Source organism: Thermodesulfovibrio sp. TK500a (genome assembly GCF_055381765.1).
On record NZ_AP041606.1, the window covers coordinates 1,812,845 to 1,839,798 of the forward strand.

General features: G+C 37.9%; 24 protein-coding genes and 2 tRNA genes. 22 read left to right on the top strand and 4 right to left on the bottom strand.

Annotated features, from left to right (window positions below; translation table 11 throughout):
- The first annotated feature begins 1 nt into the window (after nt 1).
- The 15 genes from ACZ430_RS09615 (at nt 2) to ACZ430_RS09685 (ending at nt 16,091) form a co-directional block, all read left to right on the top strand.
- On the top strand, nt 2–1,618 hold the full coding sequence (locus ACZ430_RS09615) for an NADH-quinone oxidoreductase subunit M (RefSeq protein ID WP_297211501.1): 1,617 nt from the start codon (nt 2–4) through the stop codon (nt 1,616–1,618).
- Nucleotides 1,615–2,991, top strand: a complete 1,377-nt coding sequence (locus ACZ430_RS09620) for an NADH-quinone oxidoreductase subunit N (protein ID WP_297211498.1) — start codon at nt 1,615–1,617, stop codon at nt 2,989–2,991. The genes ACZ430_RS09615 and ACZ430_RS09620 overlap by 4 nt, the downstream gene beginning before the upstream one ends.
- Nucleotides 2,992–3,066: 75 nt before the next feature.
- Complete coding sequence (locus ACZ430_RS09625; protein WP_440871074.1) at nt 3,067–4,161, top strand: efflux RND transporter periplasmic adaptor subunit; 1,095 nt, start codon at nt 3,067–3,069, stop codon at nt 4,159–4,161.
- A complete protein-coding gene (locus ACZ430_RS09630; protein WP_297211493.1) occupies nt 4,158–7,250 on the top strand; it encodes an efflux RND transporter permease subunit in 3,093 nt (1,030 codons plus the stop codon). The genes ACZ430_RS09625 and ACZ430_RS09630 overlap by 4 nt, the downstream gene beginning before the upstream one ends.
- 37 nt (nt 7,251–7,287) lie before the next feature.
- A tRNA-Gln gene (locus ACZ430_RS09635) sits at nt 7,288–7,358 on the top strand.
- 8 nt (nt 7,359–7,366) lie between these two features.
- Nucleotides 7,367–7,441, top strand: a tRNA-Glu gene (locus ACZ430_RS09640).
- An 18-nt stretch (nt 7,442–7,459) separates the two neighbouring features.
- A complete protein-coding gene (locus ACZ430_RS09645) occupies nt 7,460–8,386 on the top strand; it encodes a L,D-transpeptidase family protein (protein WP_297211490.1) in 927 nt (308 codons plus the stop codon).
- 91 nt (nt 8,387–8,477) lie between these two features.
- Complete coding sequence (rpmE, locus tag ACZ430_RS09650) at nt 8,478–8,678, top strand: 50S ribosomal protein L31 (protein ID WP_297211488.1); 201 nt, start codon at nt 8,478–8,480, stop codon at nt 8,676–8,678.
- Nucleotides 8,679–8,746: 68 nt separating this feature from the next.
- Entirely contained in the window at nt 8,747–9,634 is an 888-nt protein-coding gene (locus tag ACZ430_RS09655) for a DUF1385 domain-containing protein (RefSeq protein WP_297211485.1), read from the top strand.
- Nucleotides 9,627–10,688, top strand: coding sequence for a peptide chain release factor 1 (prfA, locus tag ACZ430_RS09660; protein ID WP_297211482.1), 1,062 nt, complete (start codon nt 9,627–9,629; stop codon nt 10,686–10,688). The genes ACZ430_RS09655 and prfA overlap by 8 nt, the downstream gene beginning before the upstream one ends.
- The gene (gene prmC, locus ACZ430_RS09665) at nt 10,685–11,530 is read left to right on the top strand and encodes a peptide chain release factor N(5)-glutamine methyltransferase (protein WP_297211479.1); all 846 of its coding nucleotides are present in this window, start codon (nt 10,685–10,687) and stop codon (nt 11,528–11,530) included. The genes prfA and prmC overlap by 4 nt, the downstream gene beginning before the upstream one ends.
- A 2-nt stretch (nt 11,531–11,532) precedes the next feature.
- Nucleotides 11,533–12,048, top strand: a complete 516-nt coding sequence (locus tag ACZ430_RS09670) for a C39 family peptidase (RefSeq protein WP_297211476.1) — start codon at nt 11,533–11,535, stop codon at nt 12,046–12,048.
- 15 nt (nt 12,049–12,063) lie between these two features.
- Entirely contained in the window at nt 12,064–13,305 is a 1,242-nt protein-coding gene (glgC, locus tag ACZ430_RS09675) for a glucose-1-phosphate adenylyltransferase (protein ID WP_297211473.1), read from the top strand.
- On the top strand, nt 13,298–15,466 hold the full coding sequence (locus ACZ430_RS09680; protein ID WP_297211470.1) for a sensor histidine kinase: 2,169 nt from the start codon (nt 13,298–13,300) through the stop codon (nt 15,464–15,466). The genes glgC and ACZ430_RS09680 overlap by 8 nt, the downstream gene beginning before the upstream one ends.
- On the top strand, nt 15,450–16,091 hold the full coding sequence (locus ACZ430_RS09685; RefSeq protein ID WP_297211467.1) for a response regulator: 642 nt from the start codon (nt 15,450–15,452) through the stop codon (nt 16,089–16,091). Before ACZ430_RS09680 ends, ACZ430_RS09685 begins: the two co-directional genes overlap by 17 nt.
- Here ACZ430_RS09685 and ACZ430_RS09690 read toward each other — a convergent pair.
- The gene (locus tag ACZ430_RS09690) at nt 16,069–17,217 is read right to left on the bottom strand and encodes an MFS transporter (protein ID WP_297211464.1); all 1,149 of its coding nucleotides are present in this window, start codon (nt 17,215–17,217) and stop codon (nt 16,069–16,071) included. The two genes, ACZ430_RS09685 and ACZ430_RS09690, sit on opposite strands and share 23 nt — an antisense overlap.
- A 140-nt stretch (nt 17,218–17,357) precedes the next feature.
- Here ACZ430_RS09690 and rplM point away from each other — a divergent pair, with 140 nt between their 5' ends.
- The 3 genes from rplM to argC are packed head-to-tail and all read left to right on the top strand — an operon-like array spanning nt 17,358 to nt 19,238.
- Nucleotides 17,358–17,795 carry a 50S ribosomal protein L13 gene (rplM, locus tag ACZ430_RS09695; protein ID WP_297211461.1) on the top strand — a complete coding sequence of 146 codons (438 nt, stop codon included), beginning with the start codon at nt 17,358–17,360 and terminating at the stop codon, nt 17,793–17,795.
- A gap of 11 nt (nt 17,796–17,806) precedes the next feature.
- Nucleotides 17,807–18,196 carry a 30S ribosomal protein S9 gene (rpsI, locus tag ACZ430_RS09700; RefSeq protein WP_440871075.1) on the top strand — a complete coding sequence of 130 codons (390 nt, stop codon included), beginning with the start codon at nt 17,807–17,809 and terminating at the stop codon, nt 18,194–18,196.
- 1 nt (nt 18,197) lies between these two features.
- The gene (gene argC / locus ACZ430_RS09705) at nt 18,198–19,238 is read left to right on the top strand and encodes an N-acetyl-gamma-glutamyl-phosphate reductase (RefSeq protein ID WP_464910581.1); all 1,041 of its coding nucleotides are present in this window, start codon (nt 18,198–18,200) and stop codon (nt 19,236–19,238) included.
- On the opposite strand, the gene mnmA is transcribed toward argC, so the two are convergent.
- The gene (mnmA, locus tag ACZ430_RS09710; protein ID WP_464910582.1) at nt 19,213–20,244 is read right to left on the bottom strand and encodes a tRNA 2-thiouridine(34) synthase MnmA; all 1,032 of its coding nucleotides are present in this window, start codon (nt 20,242–20,244) and stop codon (nt 19,213–19,215) included. The two genes, argC and mnmA, sit on opposite strands and share 26 nt — an antisense overlap.
- A 456-nt stretch (nt 20,245–20,700) precedes the next feature.
- On the opposite strand from mnmA, the gene ACZ430_RS09715 reads away from it, so the two are divergent.
- The 4 genes from ACZ430_RS09715 to ACZ430_RS09730 all read left to right on the top strand — a co-directional run bounded on the left by ACZ430_RS09715 (nt 20,701) and on the right by ACZ430_RS09730 (nt 25,280).
- Nucleotides 20,701–21,219 (top strand): chemotaxis protein CheW, encoded by a 519-nt coding sequence (locus ACZ430_RS09715; protein ID WP_464910583.1) that lies wholly within the window; start codon nt 20,701–20,703, stop codon nt 21,217–21,219.
- Between the two features lie 40 nt (nt 21,220–21,259).
- A complete protein-coding gene (locus tag ACZ430_RS09720; protein WP_464910584.1) occupies nt 21,260–22,867 on the top strand; it encodes a methyl-accepting chemotaxis protein in 1,608 nt (535 codons plus the stop codon).
- A gap of 183 nt (nt 22,868–23,050) precedes the next feature.
- Nucleotides 23,051–24,304, top strand: coding sequence for an ATP-binding protein (locus tag ACZ430_RS09725; protein ID WP_297211441.1), 1,254 nt, complete (start codon nt 23,051–23,053; stop codon nt 24,302–24,304).
- Nucleotides 24,305–24,365: 61 nt separating this feature from the next.
- Entirely contained in the window at nt 24,366–25,280 is a 915-nt protein-coding gene (locus ACZ430_RS09730) for a branched-chain amino acid transaminase (RefSeq protein ID WP_297211444.1), read from the top strand.
- Between the two features lies 1 nt (nt 25,281).
- Here ACZ430_RS09730 and ACZ430_RS09735 read toward each other — a convergent pair whose 3' ends face one another.
- Nucleotides 25,282–25,509, bottom strand: coding sequence for a hypothetical protein (locus ACZ430_RS09735; RefSeq protein ID WP_297211446.1), 228 nt, complete (start codon nt 25,507–25,509; stop codon nt 25,282–25,284).
- Nucleotides 25,510–25,522: 13 nt separating this feature from the next.
- On the bottom strand, nt 25,523–26,950 hold the full coding sequence (gene gatB, locus ACZ430_RS09740) for an Asp-tRNA(Asn)/Glu-tRNA(Gln) amidotransferase subunit GatB (protein WP_297211449.1): 1,428 nt from the start codon (nt 26,948–26,950) through the stop codon (nt 25,523–25,525).
- Between the last annotated feature and the right edge of the window lie 4 nt (nt 26,951–26,954).

The following is a 26,954-nucleotide window of genomic DNA, read 5'->3' on the forward strand; positions in this document are numbered from 1 at the left end:
AATGCAGACTGAACTTGAAAATTTACAAGCAAGCACAGAACTCTTAAAAAGAAGGTTACTATTAACTCTTTTAATATTTTTACTTTCAGGGGTTGTTATCGTTTCCTTGGGAGTATTTTTTGATAAAATCAGCTATCCCGTGCTTTCAACTCTAATTTTCTTCCCTGTAGTTGGGTCAGGAATAATTCTTTTAATTAAAAGAGAGCAAGAGGAGCTTATAAAAATTGCTTCGTTAATTATAGCCGTTATAGAATTCATGCTGAGTTTACCTCTCTATTTGTCTTTTGATAGAAACTCGACAGCGATGCAGTTCCGAGAAGAGTATATGTGGATTCCTCAATGGGGAATAAAATACTCCTTAGGTATCGACGGTATAAGTGTGCTTTTTGTCTTACTCAGCAGTCTCCTTACTATTCTGTGTGTGCTTGTGTCTTGGAATGAGATAAACAAAAAAGTTAAGGAGTTCTATATATCTCTTCTGATTACTCATTCAGCCATGATTGGTGTTTTCATGAGTCTTGATGCTTTTCTTTTTTATATCTTTTGGGAAGCCATGCTGATTCCAATGTATCTTATTGTGGGTGTATGGGGTGGTCCGAACAGACTTTATGCGGCAATAAAGTTTTTTCTCTACACATTTATCGGAAGCCTCTTTATGCTTATCGGAATAATTGTCCTTTATATCTATACAGGAACTTCGGACATATTGAAGCTTTCTCAGTTTGCCTATCCCTATAAAATGCAACTCTGGCTTTTCTGGGCCTTTCTTGCTGCTTTTGCTGTAAAAGTGCCCATGTGGCCTGTTCACACATGGCTGCCAGATGCTCATACAGAGGCTCCTACTGCAGGAAGTGTAATTCTGGCGGGTATACTAATAAAAATGGGTGCCTATGGTATTTTAAGATTCAATATACCTATGTTTCCTGAGGCAACTGTTGCTATGACTCCTGTGATGCTAATACTTTCTGTTATAGCAATTGTATATGGAGCTCTAATATGTTTAGTCCAAAAAGACCTAAAACGCCTTATAGCTTATAGCTCTGTAAGCCATATGGGCTTTGTCACACTCGGAATTTTTGCCCTTAATCATCAGGGTGTGCAGGGTGGGATTCTTCAGATGATAAACCATGGAATAGTAACAGGTGCTCTATTTTTATGTGTTGGAATTGTTTATCAAAGGACTCACACAAGAGAAATTGCCAAATACGGAGGACTTGCCACAGTAATGCCACTTTATTCAGCATTTTTTATGATATTCACCCTTGCCTCAATAGGACTTCCAGGAACAAATGGCTTTATAGGAGAATTTTTAATTCTGCTTGGAGCTTTTAAATCTTGGAAAATAATGAGTGTCCTTGCCGCAACGGCTCTTATAACAGGAGCAGCCTATATGCTGTGGCTATTTCAAAGAGTGTTTTTTGAAAAAACAAACAGATATATTTCAGAGCATATTAATGAAGATGGAGATTTGAATACACGGGAGATAATCATACTTTTGCCACTAATTTTAGCTGTGTTCTGGATTGGTTTCTTTCCCAATGCTTTGCTTGGCTTTATGGATTTATCCGTTAAGGAGCTTCTCAATCAATTCAATTCTGTTATAGGAGTCATGAAATGACCATTCCCCAGATTCCTTTGGATTTTAATTCTATCATTCCTGAAATCATTTTAACTTCTCTTGCTTCATTATTACTCTTGCTTGGTTTACTGAGAATTAACAGGTCAGTTCTGGTATGGAGTGCTGTTGTATTAATACTATCACTAATTCCTACTATACCTATTTTTGAAGGAAAAGCCTTTGGTGAGTTCTTTTTAAATGACTCTCTTGCCGTTTATATAAAGATAATTTTACTCTTAGGCACTATCCTGTCTCTTCTTCTTATTTCTTCCTCTTTAAGCAAAGGGTATATTTTGATAAAAGAGTCAATAGCATTGGTTGTCTTTGCCTCTACAGGCATGATGCTTCTCGTATCTTGTCGGGAGTTGATTAGTTTCTTTGTGTCCCTTGAGCTAATGTCTTTAAGCCTCTATGCTCTTGTAGCCATTAGAAAGTATGATATTAGAGCAAACGAAGCAGCGATAAAATATTTTATGCTTGGAGGTCTCTCGACGGTAATAACTCTTTTTGGTATAGCTCTTATTTACGGTGCAACAAAATCAACGGATTTTATTCATATAATAAAGGCTGTCAATACCTCTTCAGAACTTCTAATTGGTGGACTTAGTCTTTTTATAGTAGGTTTTTGTTTTAAGATAGCCCTTGTGCCCTTTCATATGTGGGCTCCAGATGTTTATGAAGGAGCACCAACGTCTGTTACTGCTTTCATATCTACTGTGCCCAAAGTTGCGATTTTAGGTGCTTTTGCAAGAATATTAATAGAAATCTTTCCTGCTTACCATCTTCAATGGAGTAGTTTTTTAATACTGTTTTCAATCCTCTCTATGGCTATAGGAAATATTCTCGCTTTATCTCAGAAAAATATTAAAAGAATGCTTGCCTATTCAGGAATAGCTCACGGAGGATATGTGATTTTAGGCTTAATTGCCGGAACTCAGGCAGGTTTAAACGCTGTTGTCACCTATATGCTTGTGTATACATTCATGAACATAGGTGCTTTCGCAGTGGTCATTGCCTTAAACGAAGAAAGCATTGAAAATTATAAAGGCATACATAAATATCATCCGCTCATAGCTTTTGTCATGCTAATTTTCATGTTTTCTCTAACTGGTGTTCCGCCTACAGTAGGATTTATTGTTAAATTTAACGTATTCCTTCAGGCTATAAAAGCTGGTTTAGTGTGGCTTGTCATAATTGCTGTTTTATTTACTGTGGTTTCTGCTTATTACTATCTAAGAGTAGTAATGTTTATGTATATGAAAGAACCTTTAAAAAGGCCAGCCGCATCGCTCTCAAGAGATGTTGAAATAGTCCTTGCCCTCTGTGCAATTGGTTCTACAATACTCGGTATTCTGCCTCTTTTTTTAATTTAAATTTTATTATTGACAGAAGGAACTTTATTTTATTATTTTAGTAAGTGCTTACATGCTAAAAGTGTTGGGGGCAATGTGAAACGTCTTAAATTTATTGTAATTTTTTCTGTTTTTTGCTTCATGTTTTTTTCGTGTTCAAAAGCAGCTCCTCAGAAAAAACAGCCTTCTGTTCCCGTAGTAGTTGCGCCTGTCACAAAGAAGGATATGCCTATTCAGATTTCTGCAATTGGTAGCGTTGAGGCCTACTCTTCGGTTACTGTCAAATCAAGAATAGATGGACAGCTTCTTCAGGCAAACTTCAAAGAGGGTGAAGAGGTAAAGAAAGGTCAGCTTTTATTTGTCATTGACCCCCGTCCTTTCGAGGAAGCAGTAAGGCAGGCAGAGGCAAATTTATTAAGAGACAAGGCACAGCTTGATTTTGCAAAAGCAGACTTGGAGAGATACGAAGAGTTATACAGGGAACAACTTGTCTCAAGGCAGCAGTATGAGAAAATTCGAACCAGCTATGAGACGCTTAAATCGACTGTGAAAGCAGACGAGGCAGTCCTCAATAATGCAAGATTAAATTTAAATTACTGCTATATCCACTCTCCTATTGACGGCAAGATAGGCTCTTTACTTGTTCATCCAGGCAATATGATAAAAGCCAATGATACCCAGATTGCTACGATAAATCAGATCATGCCTATTTATGTTCGTTTCTCTGTTCCTGAAGCAGAACTCGTTAGAATAAAAAAAGCTATGAAAGAGGGAGTTCTTAAAACGGAAGCCATTTTAAAAGCAACTGACTCTAATTACACTGCTTCAGGCAAAGTCGTATTTATTGATAATGCCGTTGATACAGCCACGGGCACAATTAAGCTTAAATCTGAATTTCCCAACAAAGACAAAATGCTGTGGCCTGGACAGTTTGTAAATGTAGTTCTTACGGTTGGTGTAAAAAAGGATGCCCTTGTTATACCCTACAGGGCTTTGCAGACAGGACAGCAGGGACAGTTTGTTTTCGTAATAAAGGAAGACAAAACTGCTCAGATACGAGAAGTTGTGGCAGGACAGAGACTGGGCGATGAAGTAGTTGTTGAAAAAGGATTAGAGGTTGGTGAAACCGTTGTTATAGATGGTCAACTTAGACTTACTCCAGGGGCAAAGGTGGAGATAAAGAATAAATGAATCTCTCCGAAGTTTTTATCCGCCGGCCTGTAATGACTACTCTTGTTATGTTCAGCATAGTTCTTTTTGGAGTTGTCGGTTATCGTTATTTACCAATAGCAGAGTTGCCAAATGTTGATTTTCCAACAATACTCGTATCTGCCTCTCTGCCTGGTGCTTCTCCTGAAACAATGGCCTCGGCAGTAGCAACTCCACTTGAAAGAGAATTCTCTACTATTCAAGGACTAAAGGCTATGAACTCTGTAAATGCAAGAGGTATCACTCAGATAACTCTTGAGTTTGATTTAAGTAGAGATATAGATTCTGCTGCCCAAGATGTTCAGACTGCCATAGCAACAGCGCTTAGGAATTTGCCTTCCAATATGCCTTCACCGCCCACATACAGAAAGGTCAATCCTGCTGATATGCCCATTCTTTACTTTGCCATAACATCACCGACAATGCCTCTTTACAGGCTTAATGAGTATGGGGACACTCTTTTGGCACAGAACATTTCAATGGTTCAGGGAGTTTCACAAGTTCAAATATTTGGCGCTCAGAAATATGCTGTAAGAGTGAGAATTGACCCTCAGCTTATAGCTGCCAGAGGGATAGGAATAGACGAAGTAGAAGGAGCAATTAAAAGAGGAAATGTTGAACTTCCAACGGGAACTCTCTACGGGCACTTTCAAGCTTTTACCATAGAGGCAACAGGTCAACTTTACACAGCAGAGAATTTCAATAATCTAATCATAAAAGAACGTCAAGGAGCAACTGTTAGAGTTAGAGATGTGGGCACAGCTATAGATAGTGTGGAAAATGATAAGCTTGCAGCCTGGTTTGGAAGCGAAGGGAAGCTTCAAAGAGCAATGGTTCTTGCTATTTACAGACAGCCCGGCACAAACACCGTAGAAGTTGCTGACAATGTTAAAAAAAGAGTTGAACAACTGAGTAGGCAGTTACCTCAAGGTGTTACTCTGAATTTTCTGTATGACCGTTCAGTTTCGATAAGGGAGTCTGTAAGAGATGTTCAGTTTACCCTGCTTTTTACTGTTTTTCTTGTTTTAATGGTAATTTTTATTTTTCTCAGGCGTCTTTCTGCAACGATAATTCCTTCTGCTGCTTTGCCTATATCAATAATTGGAACTTTTGCCGTTATGTATCTGCTCAACTACAGCCTTGATAATCTGTCTTTAATGGCTTTAACTCTATCAATTGGCTTTCTTGTAGACGATGCAATAGTTATGCTTGAAAACATAGTAAGGCATTTAGAAAGAGGTAAAAATCCCTATGAGGCAGCTTTGGACGGTTCTAAGGAGATTGGCTTTACAATTATTTCTATGACTTTGTCTCTCGTTGCTGTTTTCATCCCCGTTCTGTTTATGGGAGGAATTATAGGAAGGTTATTTAAAGAATTTGCCGTAACAATATCGGTTGCAATTTTAATCTCAGGAGTTGTCTCGCTTACTCTTACTCCAATGATGTGCAGCAGATTTCTTAGATTAGAAAATCAAGCTCACGGAAGAATTTACAACTTTTTAGAGAGAGGTTTTCAATGGAGTCTCGATTTATACAAAAAAACATTAAAATGGTCTCTTAAAAATCACCGAATGGTGATGATAGTGTCAGGATTTGTGTTACTATTTACATTTTTTCTCTTCGTCAAGATACCAAAAGGATTTCTTCCCAGTGAAGACAAAGGGCAGATTTTTGTAATGACAGAGGGAGCTGAAGATATATCCTTTGATGAGATGGTGAGGCATCAGCTAATGCTTGCAAATATCGTATTAAAGGAGCCCTACGTAAGAGCTTTTATGACATCTGTTGGACCAGGTCCTGGCTCTCCTGCTTCAAATGCAGGTAGAATGTTCTTAAATCTCCAGCCTGCCTCTGAAAGACAACACGTAGACAAGCTTATTGAGCAGCTAAGGCCAAAGTTGATGAGCGTTCCTGGAATAAAGGCATATCCTCAAAATCCTCCAACTATTCGTATAGGAGGCACTTTAACAAAGAGTCTTTACCAGTTGACCATCTCAAGTTCAGACATGAATGAACTTTACCATTATGCTCAGGTTTTAGAAAATAAGATGAGAGAAATGCCCCTACTTCAAGATGTTTCAAGCAACCTACAACTGAAAAATCCACAGTTGAATATAAAAATTGACAGAGAAAGGGCGGAGTCAAAAGGGGTGACGGCAGAACAGATAGAGAATGCCCTCTGGAATGCCTACGGTAATAAATGGATTTCAACAATTTATGCCCCCAATAATCAATATCAGGTTATCCTTGAAGTTAAACCAGAGTTTCAAAGAGAGCCATCGGCACTTTCTATGTTGTATATCCGTTCATCTCGAGGAGAACTCGTTCCTCTCAATGCTGTCTCAACGATATCTCAAGGAATAGGTCCTCTTACGGTAAATCATACAGGGCAGCTTCCTTCTGTTACCATATCTTTTAACTTAAAACCTGGCGTATCGCTTGGAGACGCAATTGCAGAGGTTGAAAGACTGGCAAAGTCAACTTTACCTCAAACAATGTCTATCGCATTTCAGGGTGCTGCTCAGGCTTTTCAGGAGTCTTTCCATGGACTGTGGTTTCTTCTTCTCGTAGCTGTCTTGGTTGTTTATATCGTGCTTGGTATTCTCTATGAAAGCTTTATTCATCCACTTACCATACTTACGGCTTTACCTTTTGCTGGATTTGGAGCTTTGATAACTCTCATGATTTTTAGAATGGAACTGAATGTTTATTCCTTTGTGGGAATAATACTCCTTATCGGCCTTGTAAAGAAAAATGGAATAATGATGATAGATTTTGCCCTTGATGCTCAGCGAAAAGAGGGTAAGCCTCCGCAAGAGGCTATTTTCAATGCTTGCATAATAAGATTTCGTCCCATAATGATGACAACAATGGCAGCACTCTTCGGGGCTGTTCCAATAGCTTTGGGATTTGGAGCAGGTGGTGAAGTCCGTCAACCACTTGGACTCGCAGTTGTTGGAGGATTGCTTTTTTCTCAGATGCTTACACTTTTTGTAACACCTGTTTTTTATCTGTATATGGAAAAATTACAGCTGAAATTGTCTGCTTTTAGAGGTAAATCAAAAGTTTGACAACACAAGCTTTTTTATGATATACAATAAAATGATTTGGGGAGTCGTCTAACGGCAGGACGGCAGACTCTGGATCTGCTTGTAGGGGTTCGAATCCTCTCTCCCCAGTTAAACTTGGTCCCATCGTCTAGCCAGGTCTAGGACGTAGCCCTCTCAAGGCTAAAACACGGGTTCGAATCCCGTTGGGACCGTTTTTATATATTTCGAATATGCGAAAGTTAAAATATTTAATAGAATCCTTTCTTTTCATTCTGATAATCTTTGAGGGAGTTTTATCAGCGGAGACATTCACAATCTCTTCTAATACAACTGTAATAGGAACAGTCAGGTATCATAACGTAAATAAAGGAGAATCTCTAATTGAGATTGCAAGACACTACAACTTGGGTTACAATGAGATAGTTGCGGCAAATCCAGATTTAGACCCTTTCATTCCACCTGAAAACAGTAGAATAGTCATTCCAACACAGTGGATTCTTCCAGAAAAACCTGCAAATTTTCAGGGAATTGTAATAAATCTATCGGAAATGAGACTTTACTATTTTTACAAAAGCTCACAACTTGTTACTTTTCCGATTGGAATTGGAGACGATGGACTTGAAACACCTGTCGGAAAATTCAAAATAAGCCATAAGATTGTCAATCCTCCTTGGTATGTGCCAGAGTCAATAAGAAAAGAAAGACCCGAGTTGCCTGCTGTAGTGCCTCCCGGTCCAGAAAATCCACTGGGCAGTCATGCTATGAGACTTTCTGGCCTGAGTTATCTCATACACGGCACAAACAGACCTTGGGCAATAGGCAGAAAGGTTACCCATGGATGTATCAGGCTGTATCCCGAAGACATTCCAAAACTTTATGAAATTGTCCCTGTAGGCACAGAGGTAATAATAACAAGACAGCCTGTAAAAGTGGGCAAAATAGGTGAAGAAATTTTCGTTGAAGTTCATATGGATGACCAGTTAGAGAATTTTGACTATCTCCAAAATGCAATGGAACTTTTAGGGAAAAAAGGCTATCTTAAATACATAGATACTTTCAAGCTTTACAACGTAATAAAGAGAAAGAGTGGGATTCCAACTTCTGTTACAACGAAAGAGAAAGAACCGACAGTAATTCCTTCGGACATATGGTTGTAGTATCGTTAGTCTCCTTACGTTCACTTGCTAAAAATTTATATTTCAGGCTAAAATTAAATTTAACGTCAAAAAAAGCTTTGGAGGAGAAGAAATGAAAGAGAAGATTCATCCTGAATACAAAGAAGCCAAAGTAGTTTGTGCTTGTGGAGAGACCTTTACAACCCGCTCAACAAAACCTCTCATAAAAGTAGACATATGTTCAAAATGTCACCCTTTTTACACAGGAAAGCAGAAGATTGTTGACACCGAGGGTAGAGTTGAGAAGTTCATGAAAAAATACAGTAAAAAATAGCCTGAGAAGATTACTTTAAGGGGTTAGAGTTTTTCCTTTCTTCTAACCCCTTTTTATTTGGAGAAGAAATGGAGAAGAAAACAGTAGGCGGACAGGCTGTAATTGAAGGTGTAATGATGAAGTCCTCTCTGGGATGGGCTGTAGCTGTTAGAAATCCTAAGGGAGAGATTATTTTAAAAGCGGAGGAGTTTAAAGGGCAAAACAGGCTTAATAAAATTCCTGTAATAAGAGGTTTTTTCATACTTCTTGAGACTTTATGGCTTGGTATGAAAGCTATAGATTTTAGCAGTAAAATTGTCTTTGAAGAGGAGAAATCAAGTCCTTTGAGTCTTTTGCTTTCCCTTGGTCTTGCTTTTTTAATTGGAACTTTTCTATTCATTCTTGTGCCTCTTTACATTACAAAAGTTTCAGCTTCTTTTATTGCCTTAATCTCCGATAGCTCTCTTGTTTTTAATATTGTTGATGGAGTATTGAGGGTTTTGATATTTATAGGTTACGTATTTGCCATAAGTTTATGGCCACAGATGGGAAGAATTTTTGCCTATCATGGTGCCGAACATAAGACTATTAACGCCTATGAATCTGGTGAAGCTTTAATTCCCGAGAGGATTGCCAACTATTCAAGATTACATGTAAGATGCGGTACGAGTTTCATTTTTATTGTCCTTACCGTAAGCATTCTCGTTTTTTCTCTAATTCCATCTTCATGGAGCTTTACTCTAAAAGCTATTTCACGAATAGTTCTTCTTCCTCTTATTGCAGGTTTTTCCTATGAGATTCTCAAACTATCTGACCGATGGAAGAACAATATTTTAGGACGATTTATTATATTGCCGGGATTACTCTTCCAAAAAATAACAACCAAAGAACCAGATATTAAACAGATTGAAGTTGCCTGTGAAGCTTTGAGAACTGTTTTAAATTTTTCAAAAAGGGAGGAGAAAATAAATGATTGAGAAACTCAATGAAATTGAGAACAAATACGAGAAGATAACCAGCGCCCTTTCTGACCCTAAGGTGCTTTCAAATAAAGAAGAGTTTATGAAATACTCTAAGGAACAGTCAGAACTTGAACCAATAGTAACGAAATTCAGAGACTACAAAAAGATTCTTGCCCAGATTGAAGAAGTAGAGGAGATTTTAAAGAGCGGTGATGGAGAATTGAGAGAGCTTGCTGAAGAGGAACTCCAATCGCTAAAAAAAATAAAGCCTCAACTGGAACAGGAGCTAAAACTCCTGCTCATACCAAAAGACCAAAGAGATGAGAAAAACGTTATTTTAGAGATTAGAGCAGGCACAGGTGGTGACGAGGCAGCTCTCTTCGCCTCAGACCTATTCAGGATGTATTCAAAATACGCCGAATCAAAGGGATGGAAGGTTGAGGTTATTGACTCTCATTCAACCGGCCTGGGAGGATTTAAAGAGATAATTGCAACTATCTCTGGCCGTGGTGCATTCAGTAAGCTAAAATATGAAAGCGGTGTTCACCGTGTTCAGAGAATTCCTGTTACTGAAGCATCGGGAAGAATTCATACCTCTACAGCCACTGTAGCAGTATTACCTGAGGCTGAAGAAGTTGACATAAGGATTGATGAAAAGGATTTGCGAATTGACACTTTTTGTTCCTCAGGACCCGGTGGACAATCGGTAAATACAGCCTATTCGGCAGTAAGAATTGTTCATATCCCTACAGGCATAATAGTGCAGTGTCAGGATGAAAGATCACAGATTAAAAACAGAGAGAAGGCAATGAAGGTTCTGAGAGCAAGGCTTCTTGAGATGGAACGACAGAAAAAAGAAGCAGAAAGAGCAGCTGAAAGAAAAGGACAGGTGGGAACAGGAGAGAGAAGTGAGAGAATCAGAACATATAATTTTCCTCAAAATAGGGTAACAGACCACAGAATAGGGCTTACCCTCTATAAGCTTGAACAGGTCTTGAATGGAGACTTAGATGAAATAATTGATGCCTTGGTCTCTCATTATCAGGCCGAGAAACTCAAAGAGATGTGAGAGCCTTTGATAAAATAAGACAAATCAAATCGTCTCTCGAAAAAATTTCTTTAGCTAATGCCACAAAAGAAGCAGAAGAAATAGTTTTACATGTATTAAAGACAACAAAGGTCAGATTATTTACTGAAAATCCTCTCCTCACTGAAGAGCAAATAAGAATAATAAACTCACTTGTCCAGAGAAGACTTAACAGAGAACCCCTTGAATACATGCTTGGTGAGTGTGATTTCTGTAATATTAGAGTTAAAGTAGGACCAGGAGTTTTAATCCCAAGACCAGAGACAGAAATTATCGTTGAAGAGTTTAAAAAAAACGTAAAGTTCCTGCCAAGGCAGAATAATCGAATCCTTGACCTCTGCACAGGCTCAGGATGTATAGCCCTTTCAATAGCCAGAGAGTTTCCTGAGCTAAGAGTTTTTGGTGTTGATATATCTATTAAAGCCCTCTCTTACGCATCGGCCAACAAGAAGATTAACGATATTAAAAATGTTCATTTCATAGGGGGTAATCTTTTTTCTCCGTTCAGATATGGTGCTTTTGCGGCTATAACAGCAAATCCTCCCTATGTCACCAAAGGGGAGATAGAAAAATTACAGGTTGAAGTAAGAGACCATGAACCACATTTAGCTTTAAACGGAGGTGAGGATGGCCTTTTATTTTACAGGCAGATTATAAGGCAAGCAGATATGTATTTACTGCCGGGGGGCTTGATTTTTTTTGAGATGGGAATAGGGCAGATATCAAGTATTAGAAAAATGGCTGAAAATGAAGGATATGAAATATTAAAAATTGTTAAAGACCTTGCAGGAATTGATAGAGTTATGATATTAAAGAGAAGTTAACGATGAAAACTTTTCTATTCATATTGATATGTTTTCTTACATTTATGTCTGTTCAAGCTCTATCTGAGGAAAGATATATTATCGAATCAGTTCCCTTTTTCCCCTCCGAAGACTATCAATGCGGGCCTGCCTCTCTGGCTTCAGTTTTGGTTTATCTGGGGATTATAGTAATACCAGATGATATATCTAAGGAAATATATAGCTCCGGAGCTAAAGGAACAGCAGATTTTGACATGGTCTTATACCCTATTAAAAAAGGACTTAAAACTATGCAGTATCGAGGAAGTCTTGAAGATTTGAAAGAAAAAATCAAAGAGGGAAAACCTTTGATTGTAATGACCGATGAGGGAGTGTGGTTCTATAAAAAGTATCACTACATGGTGGTTTTAGGTTTTGAAGGTTCAAAAGTTATCGTAAATTCGGAAAAAGAGAGGCATAAAAAAATAGATATCGATGATTTTGTAAAGAAGTGGCAGAAGACAGATTTCTGGACTCTTTTGATAGAGAGAGTAAATTAAAGAAGGAGAGGGAAGATGGCAAACCCCAGGATATTGGCAATAGTCCTTGCAGGTGGTAAAGGAGAGAGGCTTTTTCCGCTTACTTCTTTTCGCTCAAAGCCCTCTGTGCCATTTGGAGCAAGATTCAGAATTGTAGACTTTGTTCTCAGTAACCTTGTAAACTCCCAAATTTACTCTATTTATCTTCTTGTTCAGTATAAATCTCAGTCTCTCATTGAACATATTCGTCAAAACTGGTTTTTCTCTTCTGTTGGAAGAGACCACTTCGTCACTGTTGTGCCTCCCCAGATGCGAATGGGCCCTGAGTGGTTTCAAGGAACAGCAGATGCTGTTTTTCAAAATATGGCACTCATTAAAGACATTAACCCTGAACTTGTATTAATATTCGGTGCAGACCATATTTACAGGATGGATATTAGGCAGATGATTGATTTCCACCTTGAAAAATCTGCTGAGACAACTGTAGCAGCCCGTCCTGTACCAATAGACACTGCTTCATCTTTCGGAGTGATAGTGGCTGAAAGGGATAACAAAATTACGGGTTTTCAGGAAAAGCCTAAAAATCCTATGCCAATGCCTGATAATCCAGATATGGCATATGTTTCGATGGGCAATTACATATTTAACAAGGATATACTAATTGAGGCACTCATTAGAGCGGAGAAGAAAAAACAACATGACTTTGGCGCTCACGTAATTCCAGACCTTGTTCAAAGGGGTTCTAAGGTATATGCCTATGATTTCGGTAAAAATGAGGTGCCCGGGATTAAAATCTACGAGGAAAAAGGCTACTGGAGAGATGTGGGCACAATTAAGGCCTATTTTGATGCCCACATGGACATGCTTGGAGACAGCCCACTTTTTGATATTTTTAATAAAATGTGGACAATCTATCCATCAAGATACGACATTCCGCCATCGAAAATTCTGGATGGTGTAATCGTTAACAGCGTAATTGCCGATGGTTCTGTAGTCAGAGGAGGCAGAATAGAAAACTCATTCATAGGAAGTGGAGTTGTTGTTGAGAAGGGTGCAGAGATAAAAGACTCGATAATCTTCGATGATGTTTTTATTAAGGCAAACAGCAAGCTACATCGGGTCATAGTGGATAAAAAAAATGTTATCTACGAAGGAGAAGAGATTGGTTTTCTGCCCGAAAAAGACCGCTTCCGTTGTCACATTGATGCTTCTGGCATTTCCATAATTCCAAGAGCGGCAAGATATAGTGACTGGCTAAGAGAAACTGGAAATGCATAGATGTCTTCTTTCTCTTTTATTAATTTTGTTTTTATTCTCTTCAAACCTATATGGGCAGACAGAAAGTAAAAAAAAGATTCTAATACTTAATTCCTATCATCACGGCCTAAGCTGGACAGACAACATAGTGAAAGGCATTAAGGAGTCGCTCAAACCCATTGAAAGTCAGATTGAGTATTATATTGAATACATGGATACAAAACGTTTTTATAGAGAGGCATACTTCAACAGAATATACAGACTTCTTAAAGACAAGTATGCCAACAAAAAATTCGACTTAATCTTTGTCTCTGATAATGATGCTTTATTTTTTACCATGAAGCACTACAGAGAGCTGTTTAGGGATACACCTGTAGTATTCTGCGGCATAAATAACTTCAGTGATAGCATGATTCATAAATACAGAAAGTGGTTTACAGGTGTTGCTGAAGAAACAGATGTAGCAGGAACAATACAGGTAGCCTTGCGACTACATCCTGATACAGAGCGTATTTATGTGATAAACGATGTTACCACAACAGGTCTTGCAATGAAAAGAAGCCTCCTTGAAGTAGCTCCTCGATTTTTGAGAAAAGTTCAGTTCATAATGCTTGAAAATCCCGATATGAGAGAATTACTGAGCGAAGTTGAGAAAATCCCTCCAAAAAGTATAATACTTTTGCTGCTTGTTAACAGAGACAGGACAGGTAATTTTTTTGCCTATGAGGAAAGCTTAGACCTGCTCTATCCTCACACAAAACTTCCCATTTATAGTGTCTGGGATTTCTATCTTGGCAGGGGAATTGTGGGAGGCAAATTAACCAGTGCATTCTTACAGGGGAAAAAAGCAGGAGAACTGGGAATTCAGATTTTAAGAGGTAAAGCACCCTCTCAAATTCCTGTTGTTAAAGAAAGCCCTAATGAGTTTATGTTTGATTACAATGAGCTGAAACGATTTAATATCTCTCTTAAAAGACTTCCTCAGGAAAGCAGGATAATAAATCTTCCCGAGAGTTTCTTTATTAAATACAGAAGAACTTTATTAACAATTGCTTTTGGTTTTGTCTTTCTTTCCTTTGTTATAGTTGTGCTTACCATCAATATCACTAAAAGAAAGAAGATAGAGAGGGAACTAAGGATTTCAGAGGAAAAATACAGAGACCTCTATGACAATGCTCCTGACATGTATCATTCTGTCGATAAAAACGGAATAATAATTGACTGCAATGAAACAGAAGCAAAGATGCTGGGATACAAGAAGGAAGAGATAATCGGAAAACCAATAACTTACTTTATGACAGAGGAATCAAAAAAAGCACAAGCTGAGTTTTTTCCAAACATTCATAAATACAGCTTTGTTCAGATAGAGAGAGATTTTGTAAGAAAAGACGGGTCTGTCTTTACAGCGTCTCTAAATGTATATGTAGAAGTTGACGAGAAAGGAAATTTTGTAAAGACAAAAACAATCGGAAGGGACATAACATACAGAAAGAAAATTGAAGAGGAACTAAGAAAGTCAAAGGAAGCCTTAAGAAAGCTCTCTGTGTATCTTCAGAATGCCAGAGAGAATGAGAGAAAGGAAATAGCCAGCGAAATTCACGATGAACTTGGTCAGTCTCTTACAGCCCTGAAACTCTCTCTTTCATGGATAAGAAAAAGAATTGACGATGAAACTCTAAGGACAAAATTTGACGAATCTCTCTCTATTGTGAATGCTCTTATCAAAGAAGTTCAGAACATAGCTAACAGACTTAGACCATCGTTGATTGACTATTTAAATTTACAGGATGCAATAAAATGGCAGGTAAAGGAGTTCGAGAGAAACACATATATAAACTGTAAACTCGAAATTGTAGAGGATAAACTCTCTCTGCCTAAAGAGATCTCTCTGCCCCTCTTTAGAATATTTCAGGAGGCACTTACCAATATTGCAAGGCATGCTAATGCGTCGGAAGTTTTTGTTAAGATGTTCAAATCAAATGGAAGCATAGTGCTGATAATAAAAGACAATGGTGTGGGAATTGATGAAGAGAAAATTAAAAGTCCCGATTCTTTTGGACTTATGGCCATGCGTGAACGGGCTTATTCAATAAATGGTACAATTGACATTAGGAGAGCAATGGAAGGCGGAACGGAAGTGATAATATCTGTTCCCTTGAGGAAAAATGAACAGAAAAATTAAAGTTATGATTATTGATGACCATACCCTTTTCAGAAAGGGATTAAGAGAGATACTGCTTGACTTTCCCTTTATCGAAGAATGTAAAGAGGCAAGAAGTGGTAAAGAGGCTTTAGAAATTCTCTCGCAGGAGAAATTTGACATTCTTTTTCTTGATATAGCCATGCCTGACATGGATGGCATAGAGACGCTTAAGCTGATAAAGAACAGAGACTACCAGACAAAGATACTCATGTTAAGCATGTATCCAGAGGAGCAGTATGCCATAAGAGCTTTGAAGTGTGGTGCTTCCGGTTACATAACAAAATCTGCAGACCCAGAAGAACTAATGAGAGCAATTGAAAAGATAATTGCCGGTGGCAAATACGTTCCAGAAGCTTTCTCTGAAAAAGTTCTTCATTACATAGACAAGTCAGAAGCTCTCTCTCCTCACGAAATGCTTTCGGAGAGAGAGCTTCAAGTCTTTATGATGATAGCTCGTGGTAAGAGCCTTGTTGAGATATCGAGAGAATTATCCATAAGCATAAAAACAGTAAGCACATACAGGGCAAGAATTCTCGAAAAGCTAAATCTTCAGAACAACGCTGAGATAATAAATTATGCAATCAGGCACGGGTTGATAATTTAGAGACCGAGTAAATTCCAACGGATATCATGATTAGCAGAAATGCTATAAATGCCTCCCAACCCAAGTTTTTATAAACAACTCCCGGCAGATATGAACCAAGAACTCCTCCCGAGTAATAGGTTGCAATGTAAGCACCATTTATAAGACTTTTTTGAGTTGTCGCAAGTTTATTTAAATATCCTGAAGCTACGGAGTGAACAAGAAACATACCGGAGCAAAATCCGAACATCACAAAAAATATAATCAAAAGATTTGGAATGCTGAACATTAAAAGAAAGAGACTGTATATTAAAAGGCCTGTAAGGAGGGTTTTTTTCTCACTTCCAAGGAGCTTAATAATTTTAGTAGCAATGAATGAAACGGCTATGCCTGTAATATATCCCGAGTATATCAATCCGATGGTAAGCTCACTGCTGTCAGTAAAGAGGCTTTTTATTCTGAAAGGTAAAAAGTTGGTAATGCCGGTAAACACGAAAAACAAACAGAAAATGGCAAGATAAATTTTTTTGTTTGTTCTGTTAAGAAGAATTGCCTTCAGCTTTTTAATTGAAAAGTAAGATTTCTCTGATTTTGAAAGAGAAATATCTTCGAGATAGAAATAAACCACCGGAAGCACCACCAGAAGACTTAAGGACATAATTTGAAAACAGGCCTGCCATCCCAGATATGTGGCTATACTGCTTCCAATTACCCTTCCAAGCAAACCTCCTATCGTTGTAAAGGCAATATAGTAGGACATGTAAAACTGAATTTTTTCTGGCTTTGCCTTAATGGATATGTAGGTGGTATTAGATGTTAGAATAACAGAAATTAAAAATCCTTCAATGAATCTTAGCAGAATAGCTAAGTAAACCAGATTGGTAAGCGAAATAGCAAGAACTACAAAGGAGTGAACAAGGGCAGAGAAAAAAATTAATTTCTTCGGTGATAGGTAGTTTAGAATAAAACTTGAAACTATGGGGATTATTGTAAGAGGAATGAAAGTAGCGCTCATGATAAGGGATATGGTATCCATTTCAACATTAAAAACTTTACTAAGAAGGGGCAGAAGAGGCTGGGGCATGTGTAGTGCTGATATAGTTAGCACAGTCGCATATATTATGGCAAGAAAACTCTTAAGTGGCATGAATTAGAGTATTACCTCTTAACAAATTTAATGTCAAGAACCGTATTGAACTTCCTCTTTCTATTTGACAAATCATTCAAATTTAAGGTAATTTATAATTTTGAATTTGAAGAAAATTAATTAGAGGTGAGGGATAAAAGATGAAGACAGAATTTGTAAAAAGAGAAGAAACAAGCAGAAACTGGTATATTGCAGATGCGGCAGGTCAGACATTAGGAAGGTTTGCCTCTCGCATAGCGAAGGTTTTGATGGGTAAACACAAGCCAACTTATACGCCAAATGTTGACAATGGCGACTTTGTTGTGGTAATTAATGCTGAAAAGATTAGAGTAACCGGCAAAAAGCTTACCGATAAGGTTTATTATCACCACACAGGCTACATGGGAAATCTGAAGGCAGAAACTCTTAAAGACAGGCTCGAGAAAGAGCCAGAAGAAGTTATTGTCGATGCTGTCTGGGGCATGATTCCTAAAAACAGACTCGGAAGAAAAATTATCAAAAAATTAAAAGTATACAGGGGCTCTGAGCATCCCCATAAGGCTCAAAAACCCGAGCCTCTTCAATTAAGTAAGAGTTGAGGTGATTTATCATGGCAATTGAATATCTGGCAACAGGAAGAAGAAAAAGGTCTATTGCAAGAGTTATACTTCAGCCCGGCACAGGAAAGGTGATGGTAAATGAAAAGCCTATTGAAGATTATTTCCCAAGAGAGACTCTAAGGATGATTCTCATGCAACCTTTTCAAGTGGCCGGAGTAGCGGGTAAGTATGATGCTTTCATAACCGTTGATGGAGGAGGACTTAGCGGACAGGCAAGTGCCATAAGGCATGGCATAGCAAGAGCTTTAGTGAACCTAAATCCAGACCTTAAGCCAAAGCTAAAAAAAGAAGGACTTCTCACAAGAGACCCACGAGAGGTAGAAAGAAAGAAATACGGACAACCCAAGGCAAGAAAGAGATTCCAGTTCTCCAAGAGATAAAATGCTAAGGGTTTTAATTTGTGGTGGTAGTGGTTACACAGGAAGCGAGCTTTTAAGAATTTTGGCTCTTCATGACGAAGTTCAGATAACAGGTGTGACAAGTGAAAAATCAGCAGGGATGGCTGTAAGTGAGCTTTTCCCTGCTTTTTTTATTTATGAAAACCTTAAATTTGAGCCCCTTCAGATTGAAAAAATAAAAGAAAAGGCAGACCTATTTTTCCTCGCCTTACCGCATGGTAAATCTCAAGAAGTTGCGGCAGCTCTTATTAATGCAGGCAAGAGAGTTATCGACCTTTCAGCAGACTTTAGAATTAAAGATGCGAAGATTTACGAGACATGGTATAAAACTCCCCATCTTTATCATCAACTTCTCAGCAATGCTGTATACGGATTGCCAGAAATCTACAGAGACAAAATAATTTCAGCAAGGCTAATTGCCAATCCAGGCTGTTATCCTACCAGTGTAATTTTGCCTTTATATCCCTTTCTAAAGAAAGAGCTCATTGATACAGATACAATAGTAGTTGATTCAAAATCAGGTACTTCGGGTGCAGGAAGGAAAGCGGAAGTGTCGCTTAACTACTGTGAGGTAAATGAGGACTTCAGGGCATACAATGTGGCAAAACACAGGCATACGCCAGAGATTGAACAGGAGTTAAGTTTTGCTTCTGGTAAAAACATAACAATAGACTTTACTACTCATCTTTTACCTGTAAACAGAGGAATTCTCTCCACTATATATGCCAGACTTATTAAATCTTTGAATACCAGTGATGCTCTTGAGATATTAGAAGAGGTATACAGGGACGAGCCTTTTGTGAAAATACTTCCAGAAGGGCAACTGCCTGCTATTAAATATATAAAAGGCACAAACTTTTGTTACATAAGCGCTGTTGTTAATTCAAGAACAGGCAGAATAATTCTTATCTCCGCTATTGACAATCTTGTAAAAGGTGCTTCAGGCCAGGCTGTTCAGAATATGAACATAATGTTTGGAATAGAAGAGACAAAAGCCCTTAAAAATCTTGCCCTGTCTCCTTAATTACTCCACCACCCAAGACAGTATCTTCCCTGTAGAAAACAGCACTCTGGCCAGGAGTAGGTGCAAATTGAGGCTTTTCAAAGAATACTTGGACTGTTTCCCTGTCAACGACCTTAAGAAGTGCCTTTTCTGGAGACATGGCATAGCGAATTTTAACCTCACAGGAAAACTCATTCTTCTCTAAATTAGAAAGCCAGTTGAGCTCATTTACAATTACTTCTCGTTTATAAGCTTTTTCTTTAGTGCCAACGAATATGGCTTTCGTGAACGGGTCTATTTTTAAAACATAAAGAGGATTTGGAGAGGCTATACCTAATCTCTTTCTCTGCCCAATCGTGTACAGATGAATTCCCTTGTGCTGTCCTATTATTTTACCCGTCGATATATCAATTATTGGGCCGTATTCTACGGGCTTTATGAATTCGTAGTATCTTCTATCTTTTAGAAAGCATACTTCTGTGCTTTCCTTTGATACTTTTGAAGGTAGGGCTATCTCTTCTGCTAAAGATTTTACCTTTTCTTTAGTGTATTCACCAAGAGGAAATATGATATTACTAAGAAATTTTCTATCTAAGCCATATAAAAAATAGGACTGGTCTTTTTTGCTGTCCAGACCTTTTAAAAGAAAACTCATCGTATTTTGATTTTTTACTCTTGCGTAATGGCCTGTAGCAACATATTTTGCCTTTAGCTTTTCTGCAAATTCCACTAAGACAGGAAATTTTATTTTCCTATTGCATACAACGCATGGATTGGGAGTTATACCTTTTTTATATGCTGCAAAAAAGGGCTCAATAACCTCTTTTTGAAAAGTTGCTCTTAAATCTTTAATATGTAGATTTATCTTAAAAAACTCTGCTGTTTTTTTAACCATTTCAACGGCTTCAGGTTCATCAAAAAGCATAAAGAAGACTCCCTCTACAGCCATTCCTCTCTGTTTCAATAGAAAAGCTGCTACAGATGAGTCTACGCCACCACTCATTGCAATTACAACCTTTTCAGACATTGCTTCAATAAAAAGTATATTAGCATTTTTAGGATTTAAGCAAGGTAGAATTAATTCGAGGCTTTCAAATTTAGATGGACAGGTTGTATTTTAAAGAGTTTTTTGATAAAATTTTTCCATGAATGAAATAAAACATAAGAGAAGTATTGATTTAGATGCAGTTTCCAGAAAATATTTTACTCCATCCGAGAAATTCAAAAAATATAGTATATTCAAAACAGTAGCCTTCAATTTCAAAGGAGGCTGTTTAATTATTAAAGGTCATTCCGAGCACCCTCAATGGGTGCGAGGAATCTGGCCTGTAGGGTCATCCCGAGGGTGAAGCCCGAGGGATCTCTTGATTTGAAAAATCTGGGGATTCCTCGCAGGCCCTTCGCCTCTGGCTCAGGGCTCGCTTCGCTCGGCTCGGAATGACAGATGGAGGTAATTGAAAAATTTTAGAAGAGGAGGTGAAGTATGCAGACAGCATTAGTAGCAAAAGAGACAAGGCTTTCTGACAGTTCTCAGATACTTCAGCTGGTAACATTCACGCTTGGAGGAGAAGAGTATGCCGTAGATATACTGAAAGTGCAAGAAATAAACAGAATGAAAGAGATAACCCGTGTGCCCAATGCACCTTATTACGTGGAAGGAGTGATTAATCTCAGAGGTAAAGTTATACCTGTTGTTAGTTTGAGGAAGTTTTTTGGATTACCAGAAGAGGAAGACAGACTCAAGCAGAAAATAATGATAATGGACATACAGGGAGTAACGATGGGGCTGATAGTGGACACCGTATCTGAGGTATTAAGGATATCATCAAGCATAGTAGAGCCACCGCCTGCAATGACCTCATCAGTGAGCAGCGAATTTATCTCAGGTATAGCAAAGCTGGAAGACAGGCTAATCATACTGCTTGATATGGACAGGCTCATAGGCAAAGAAGAGACAGCAAGTATGATAGGCATGACAGAGAAAGCAGCTATTGAAGGATAAGAAATAAAACTTAAGGGGGGTATGAGGGATGTTTAAAAACATGACCATAGTAAAAAAACTTGGAATAAGCTATGGAGTTATAATTGTTCTCTTACTAATACTCGGTATTTATAGTCAATATAACACGGCACAGATAAAGCAGGAAACTAAGGATGTGGATGAGAGAGTAGACAAGATAACAAATGCTGCAACAATCAGAAAAATAATAAAGGACAATCAGATTGAGGTAAGAGAAATTCTTCTGGCAGATAACATGAAAGATAAAGAAGAAAGTAAAAAGATTATAGAAGAGAATAGAAAAATTTATAAAGAAAATATGGAATATCTTGAAAAAACAACTCGCTCTGAGAAAGGCAAGAAAATATTAGCTGAACTTAAGGAATCCTTTGAAGACGTTGCAAAGGCAAATAATAAGATAATTGAACTTTCTTTTACAGGAAAAAATAAAGAAGCAATTGATTTTTTAAATAAAGAAGTTCACAAAAAAATAGACAGACTCAATTTAGCTCTTGATAATCTCGTAAAATTTCAGGTTGAAAACACAAAAACAAGTATTAAGGATATAGAATCATTCCTGAGTATTCAGTTGATTTCACTGGCCGCTATTTCTGCAGTGAGTATCGGCGTTGCATTATTTTTTGCAATTTTCATTTCAAAGTTAATTAAAAAATGTCTTAATGAACTCAAAACAACCCTTGAGAAGGTAGCACAAGGAGACCTATCAGTAGAGGCAAAAGTAGAAAGCAGAGACGAACTTGGCATGATAAGCCAGTCAGTAAACGAAGCAATAAGAAGCATTAAACGCCTCATAGCAGAGTCAAAAACCATCTCAAGCTCCCTTGCCTCCTCCTCAGAACAACTCTCAGCAACAACAGAAGAGATATCGAGGAATCTCAAATCCCAGACAGAGAGAGCAAGCCAGATAGCCTCTGCAGCAGAAGAGATGAGCCAGACAGTAGTAGACATAGCAAAGAATGCATCAAACATAGCAGAAGTAAGCGTAACAACAGCCAGTGTAGCAAAAGAAGGAAAAGACATGACCACAAACACAGCGAAAGAGATAAAAGTAATAGAGGGAGCAATAGGGAAACTATCAGAAGTAATCAACGTACTTGGTGAGCGTTCAAGGCAGATAGGTGAAATTGTCACAGTGATAAAAGACATAGCAGACCAGACGAATCTACTTGCATTGAATGCAGCCATAGAGGCAGCCCGAGCAGGAGAGCAGGGAAGAGGCTTTGCAGTAGTAGCCGATGAAGTAAGGAAACTTGCAGAAAGAACAACAAAGGCAACCGATGAGATAGCAGAGATGATAAGGGGAATACAGACAGAGGTAGATGTAGCAGAAGGTTCGATGGAAGATGCCACAAAGAAAGTGGCAAGCGGAGTAGAGTTAAGCAACAGGTCAGCGGAGATACTTGGGCAGATACTGAGCAAAGCGCAGGAGCTACAGGGGATGATACAGCAGATAGCCTCTGCGACAGAAGAGATGTCTTCAGTGACAGACCACATAACGCAGGACATAGGAAGCATAGCAGAGGGTTCAAAGGAGATATCCCTTGCAGTGGATCAGTCAGCGCAGACAGCCAGTGATATAGCAAGACTTGGCGGAGAACTCCAGACAGCTATAGGAAGGTTTAGGGTATAAGGAGAGGGGGTATATCCCCCCTCTCCCACAATAATAGAGAATTTTAAAAAACTTGGTAACTTATTGAAATTCAATAAATTACAAGCCCTAAAATTTTTTAAGCACTTCCATCTGTCATTCCAATTAATTTTACCCGATAATTTTGGTATTGCTATTTTAATTTTATCGTATTAAAATAGAAGTATGATAAAAAGAAAGCTTATGGAAGACATAAGAAAACATCTTGCAAAGCCAGAGATTACTCTTATTGTCGGTCCAAGACAGGCAGGAAAAACGACTATAATGAAAGCCCTTGAAGAAGAGCTAAAAAGAAAAGGCGAAAGAACTCTTTATCTTAATCTTGATATTGAACATGACAAGGAACATTTTCACTCTCAAACATCGCTTCTTAGACGTATTGAGCTTGAGTTTGGCAAAAATAAAGGATATGTTTTTATTGATGAAATTCAGCGAAAGGAAGATGCTGGTTTATTTCTTAAGGGAATTTATGATATGAACTTTCCCTATAAATTTATTGTTTCAGGTTCTGGAAGTGTAGAGTTAAAGGAGAGGATTCACGAGTCTTTAGTGGGCAGAAAAAGAGTTTTTGAGCTTTTAACTTTGAGTTTTGACGAGTTTATTAATTATAAAACAGGCTATAAATATGAAGAAAGACTTGCTGATTTCTTTGAGATAGAGCAAACAAAGGCTTTTACATTATTTGAGGAGTATATGAACTTCGGAGGTTATCCGAGAATTACTCTTGAAGAGGAACTATCAGAAAAGCTGAGTCTGATGAATGAGATTTATCAAAGTTACATTGAAAGGGACATTTACTATTTACTTAAAATTCAAAAACTGCCTGAATTTAGCAAACTTGTTAAATTTCTCGCTGATTCGGTAGGCAAAACAATAAATCTAAGTGAAATATCAACAACCATAGGAGTTTCATTAAAAACGCTCAAGGAGTATCTTTGGTATCTTGAAAAGACTTTCATAGTTTCAAAAATTACTCCTTTTTTTAGAAATCTAAGAAAAGAATTAAGTAAATCTCCTGTTTACTACTTTTATGACATCGGATTGAGAAACTTCTCCATTGGAGAATTTGGTAAAGTAAGAGATTATAGCTTTATTTTTCAGAACTTCGTTTATTTAGTTTTGCTTGAAAAAATTAAGAATACCGCTTTTCAGATTCACTTTTGGAGGACGAAGGACAAAGCAGAGATAGATTTTGTTCTTGATACAGGAGTTTCCTTGCTACCTGTAGAGGTAAAATATAAGAGATTAAAACATCCCGAGATACCCCGAGCATTAAGAAGCTTTATGGAAAGATACAATCCCCCAGAGGCTTTGATTGTCAATCTATCTCTTTATGAAAAGAGCTTAATAAATAACACGGAGGTTATAACAATACCATTTTATAAACTTATCGATTATAGGCTTCAAACAGTTATATAAACAAACGAATTTAAAACTTTTTTCTTGACTTAAAGGCTAAAAATGTAGTTTAATATCCTTTATGATACCGAAGACAGAAAAAATCTGGATGGATGGTAAATTCGTAAATTGGGATGATGCTAAGGTTCATGTCCTCACTCATTCGCTGCATTACGGACTTGCTGTATTTGAAGGAATAAGGTGCTACAAAACAGACAAAGGCCCCGCTGTTTTCAGATTAAAAGAACACGTAGAGAGACTCTTTAAATCTGCCCACATTTTTACTCTAAAAATTCCTTTTTCTGAAGAAGAGATTTTCGAGGCAATAAAAGAAACCATAAGGGTTAATAAAATAGATTCATGCTACATAAGACCCATTGTTTACGTAGGTTACGGTAACATGGGGCTTTATCCTAAAAACAATCCTGTGCAGGTTGCCATAGCTGTATGGAGCTGGGGAGCATATCTGGGTGAAGAGGGTCTTCAGAAGGGCATAAGAGTTAAAACATCGTCTTTTATCAGAAATCATGTAAATTCAAATATGTCCAGAGGAAAAGTTGCAGGCTACTATGTAAACAGCCAGCTTGCAAAAATTGAAGCCATATCTTGCGGATTTGACGAAGCAGTTCTTCTTGACACGGAGGGATATGTTTCGGAGGGAAGTGGTGAAAATATTTTTCTCGTTAGAAAGGGATATTTAAAGACAACTCCTCTGACTTCTATTCTTGAGGGAATAACAAGAGACTCGGTCATTACAATCGCAAAAGATTTAGGGATAGAGGTTAAAGAAGAACGGTTTACAAGAGATGAACTTTATATCTGCGACGAAGCATTTTTCACCGGAACTGCAGCAGAGATTACGCCTATAAGAGAGGTAGATGGTAGAGTCGTAGGACAGGGAAGCAGAGGGCCTGTAACAGAGAAAATTCAGAGTTTATTTTTTGATATAGTAAAGGGTAAGTCTCCGAAGTATATTCACTGGCTTGATTTTGTCTAATCTATTTTAAGTTCAGTATTTTTGATGCTTCAGAAATTTCTTGGTCGGTTAGATTCTTATGAAGTTTAGAAAATTTCCCTTTTCTCAAGAGATAAAACAACTCTTCTTTTGTCTTAATCTCTCTTTCTTGAATGAGTTTGCCGAGAGCTTTGTCATCTCTGTGGCATTTATCACATTTAAAGGCATAAACATCTCCTGCAATAATCAAAAGGACAACTAAAATTGCCATAAAACGCAAATTCTTACTCCTTAAGGGCTTTTAAAACCAGTTCATTCACCATCTTAGGATTGGCCTTTCCTTTGGTTATTTTCATAACCTGTCCTACGAAAAATCCTATTAGCTTTTCTTCTCCCTGTTTGAATCTTTCAACCTCTTTGGGATTTTTAGCAATAACTTCTTTTATGGCCTCCATTAGAATCGAATCATCAGATATCTGAGTGAGTCCCTTTTCTTGAACAATGGCAGTGGCAGACTTTCCTGTTTTGTATACTTCCTCAAAAACTTCTTTTGCCGTATTTCTGTTTATTGTTCCTTTTTCAACAAGTTCCAAGAGTTCAACAAGTTGTTGAGGTTTTAGAGAAGATTCGGTAATTTCTTTGCCTTCTTCATTGAGAATCCTTAGTAGTTCCACCATTATCCAGTTTGCTACTTCCTTTGGCTTTCCTCCAAGCCTCACTGCTTCTTCAAACCATTCAGAGAGAGCTTTCTCTTCTGTTAGGATTTCTGCATCGTAAAGAGGAAGACCATAGTCTTTCATAAGTCTATCAATCTTAGAGTCTGGAAGTTCGGGCATTTCGGTCTTTATTTTTTCTATCCATTCTTCTGAAACACTAACTGGCACAAGGTCTGGCTCTGGAAAATATCTGTAGTCGTGAGCTTCTTCTTTAGAACGCATTGATTGAGTTGTACCTGTTACAGCATCCCAGAGTCTCGTCTCCTGTATTATCTTCTCCCCCCTTTCAATTAGCTTTATTTGTCTTTTTATCTCATACTCAAGTGCTTTTTCAACAAATCGGAAGGAGTTGATGTTTTTAATCTCTGTTTTAACTCCGAATTCTTTTGAACCTACAGGTCTTACTGAGACATTGGCATCGCAGCGTAATGAGCCTTGTTCAAGATTGCCATCACATACCCCGAGATATCTTAATATAGTTCTAAGCTTTTTCATGTAAAGGGATGCTTCTTTTGGTGACCGTATATCTGGTTCTGACACTATCTCCATTAGAGGCACACCAGTGCGGTTAAAATCGACAAAACTGTATCCGGAGGCATCGTGAATGTTCTTGCCTGCATCTTCCTCGAGGTGTATTCTTTTTATTCTGATTTTTCTTTTCTCTCCATCAACATTTATCTCAAGAAAACCGTCTTCGCAGAGAGGAAGCTCATACTGGCTTATTTGATAGCCTTTGGGAAGGTCTGGATAGAAGTAGTTTTTTCTGGCAAATCTGCTGTAGGGAGTAATTTTACAGTTCATTGCAAGACCTGTTTTTATTGTGTATTCTACAGCTTTTTTATTGAGAACAGGCAGCACACCTGGCATTCCAAGACAAACTGGACAGACTTGTGTATTTGGCTCTGAGCCAAATTGAGTTGAACAACTGCAAAATATTTTGCTTTCTGTTAAGAGTTGAGCATGAACTTCAAGTCCAATTACTGCTTCGTATTGCATCTGT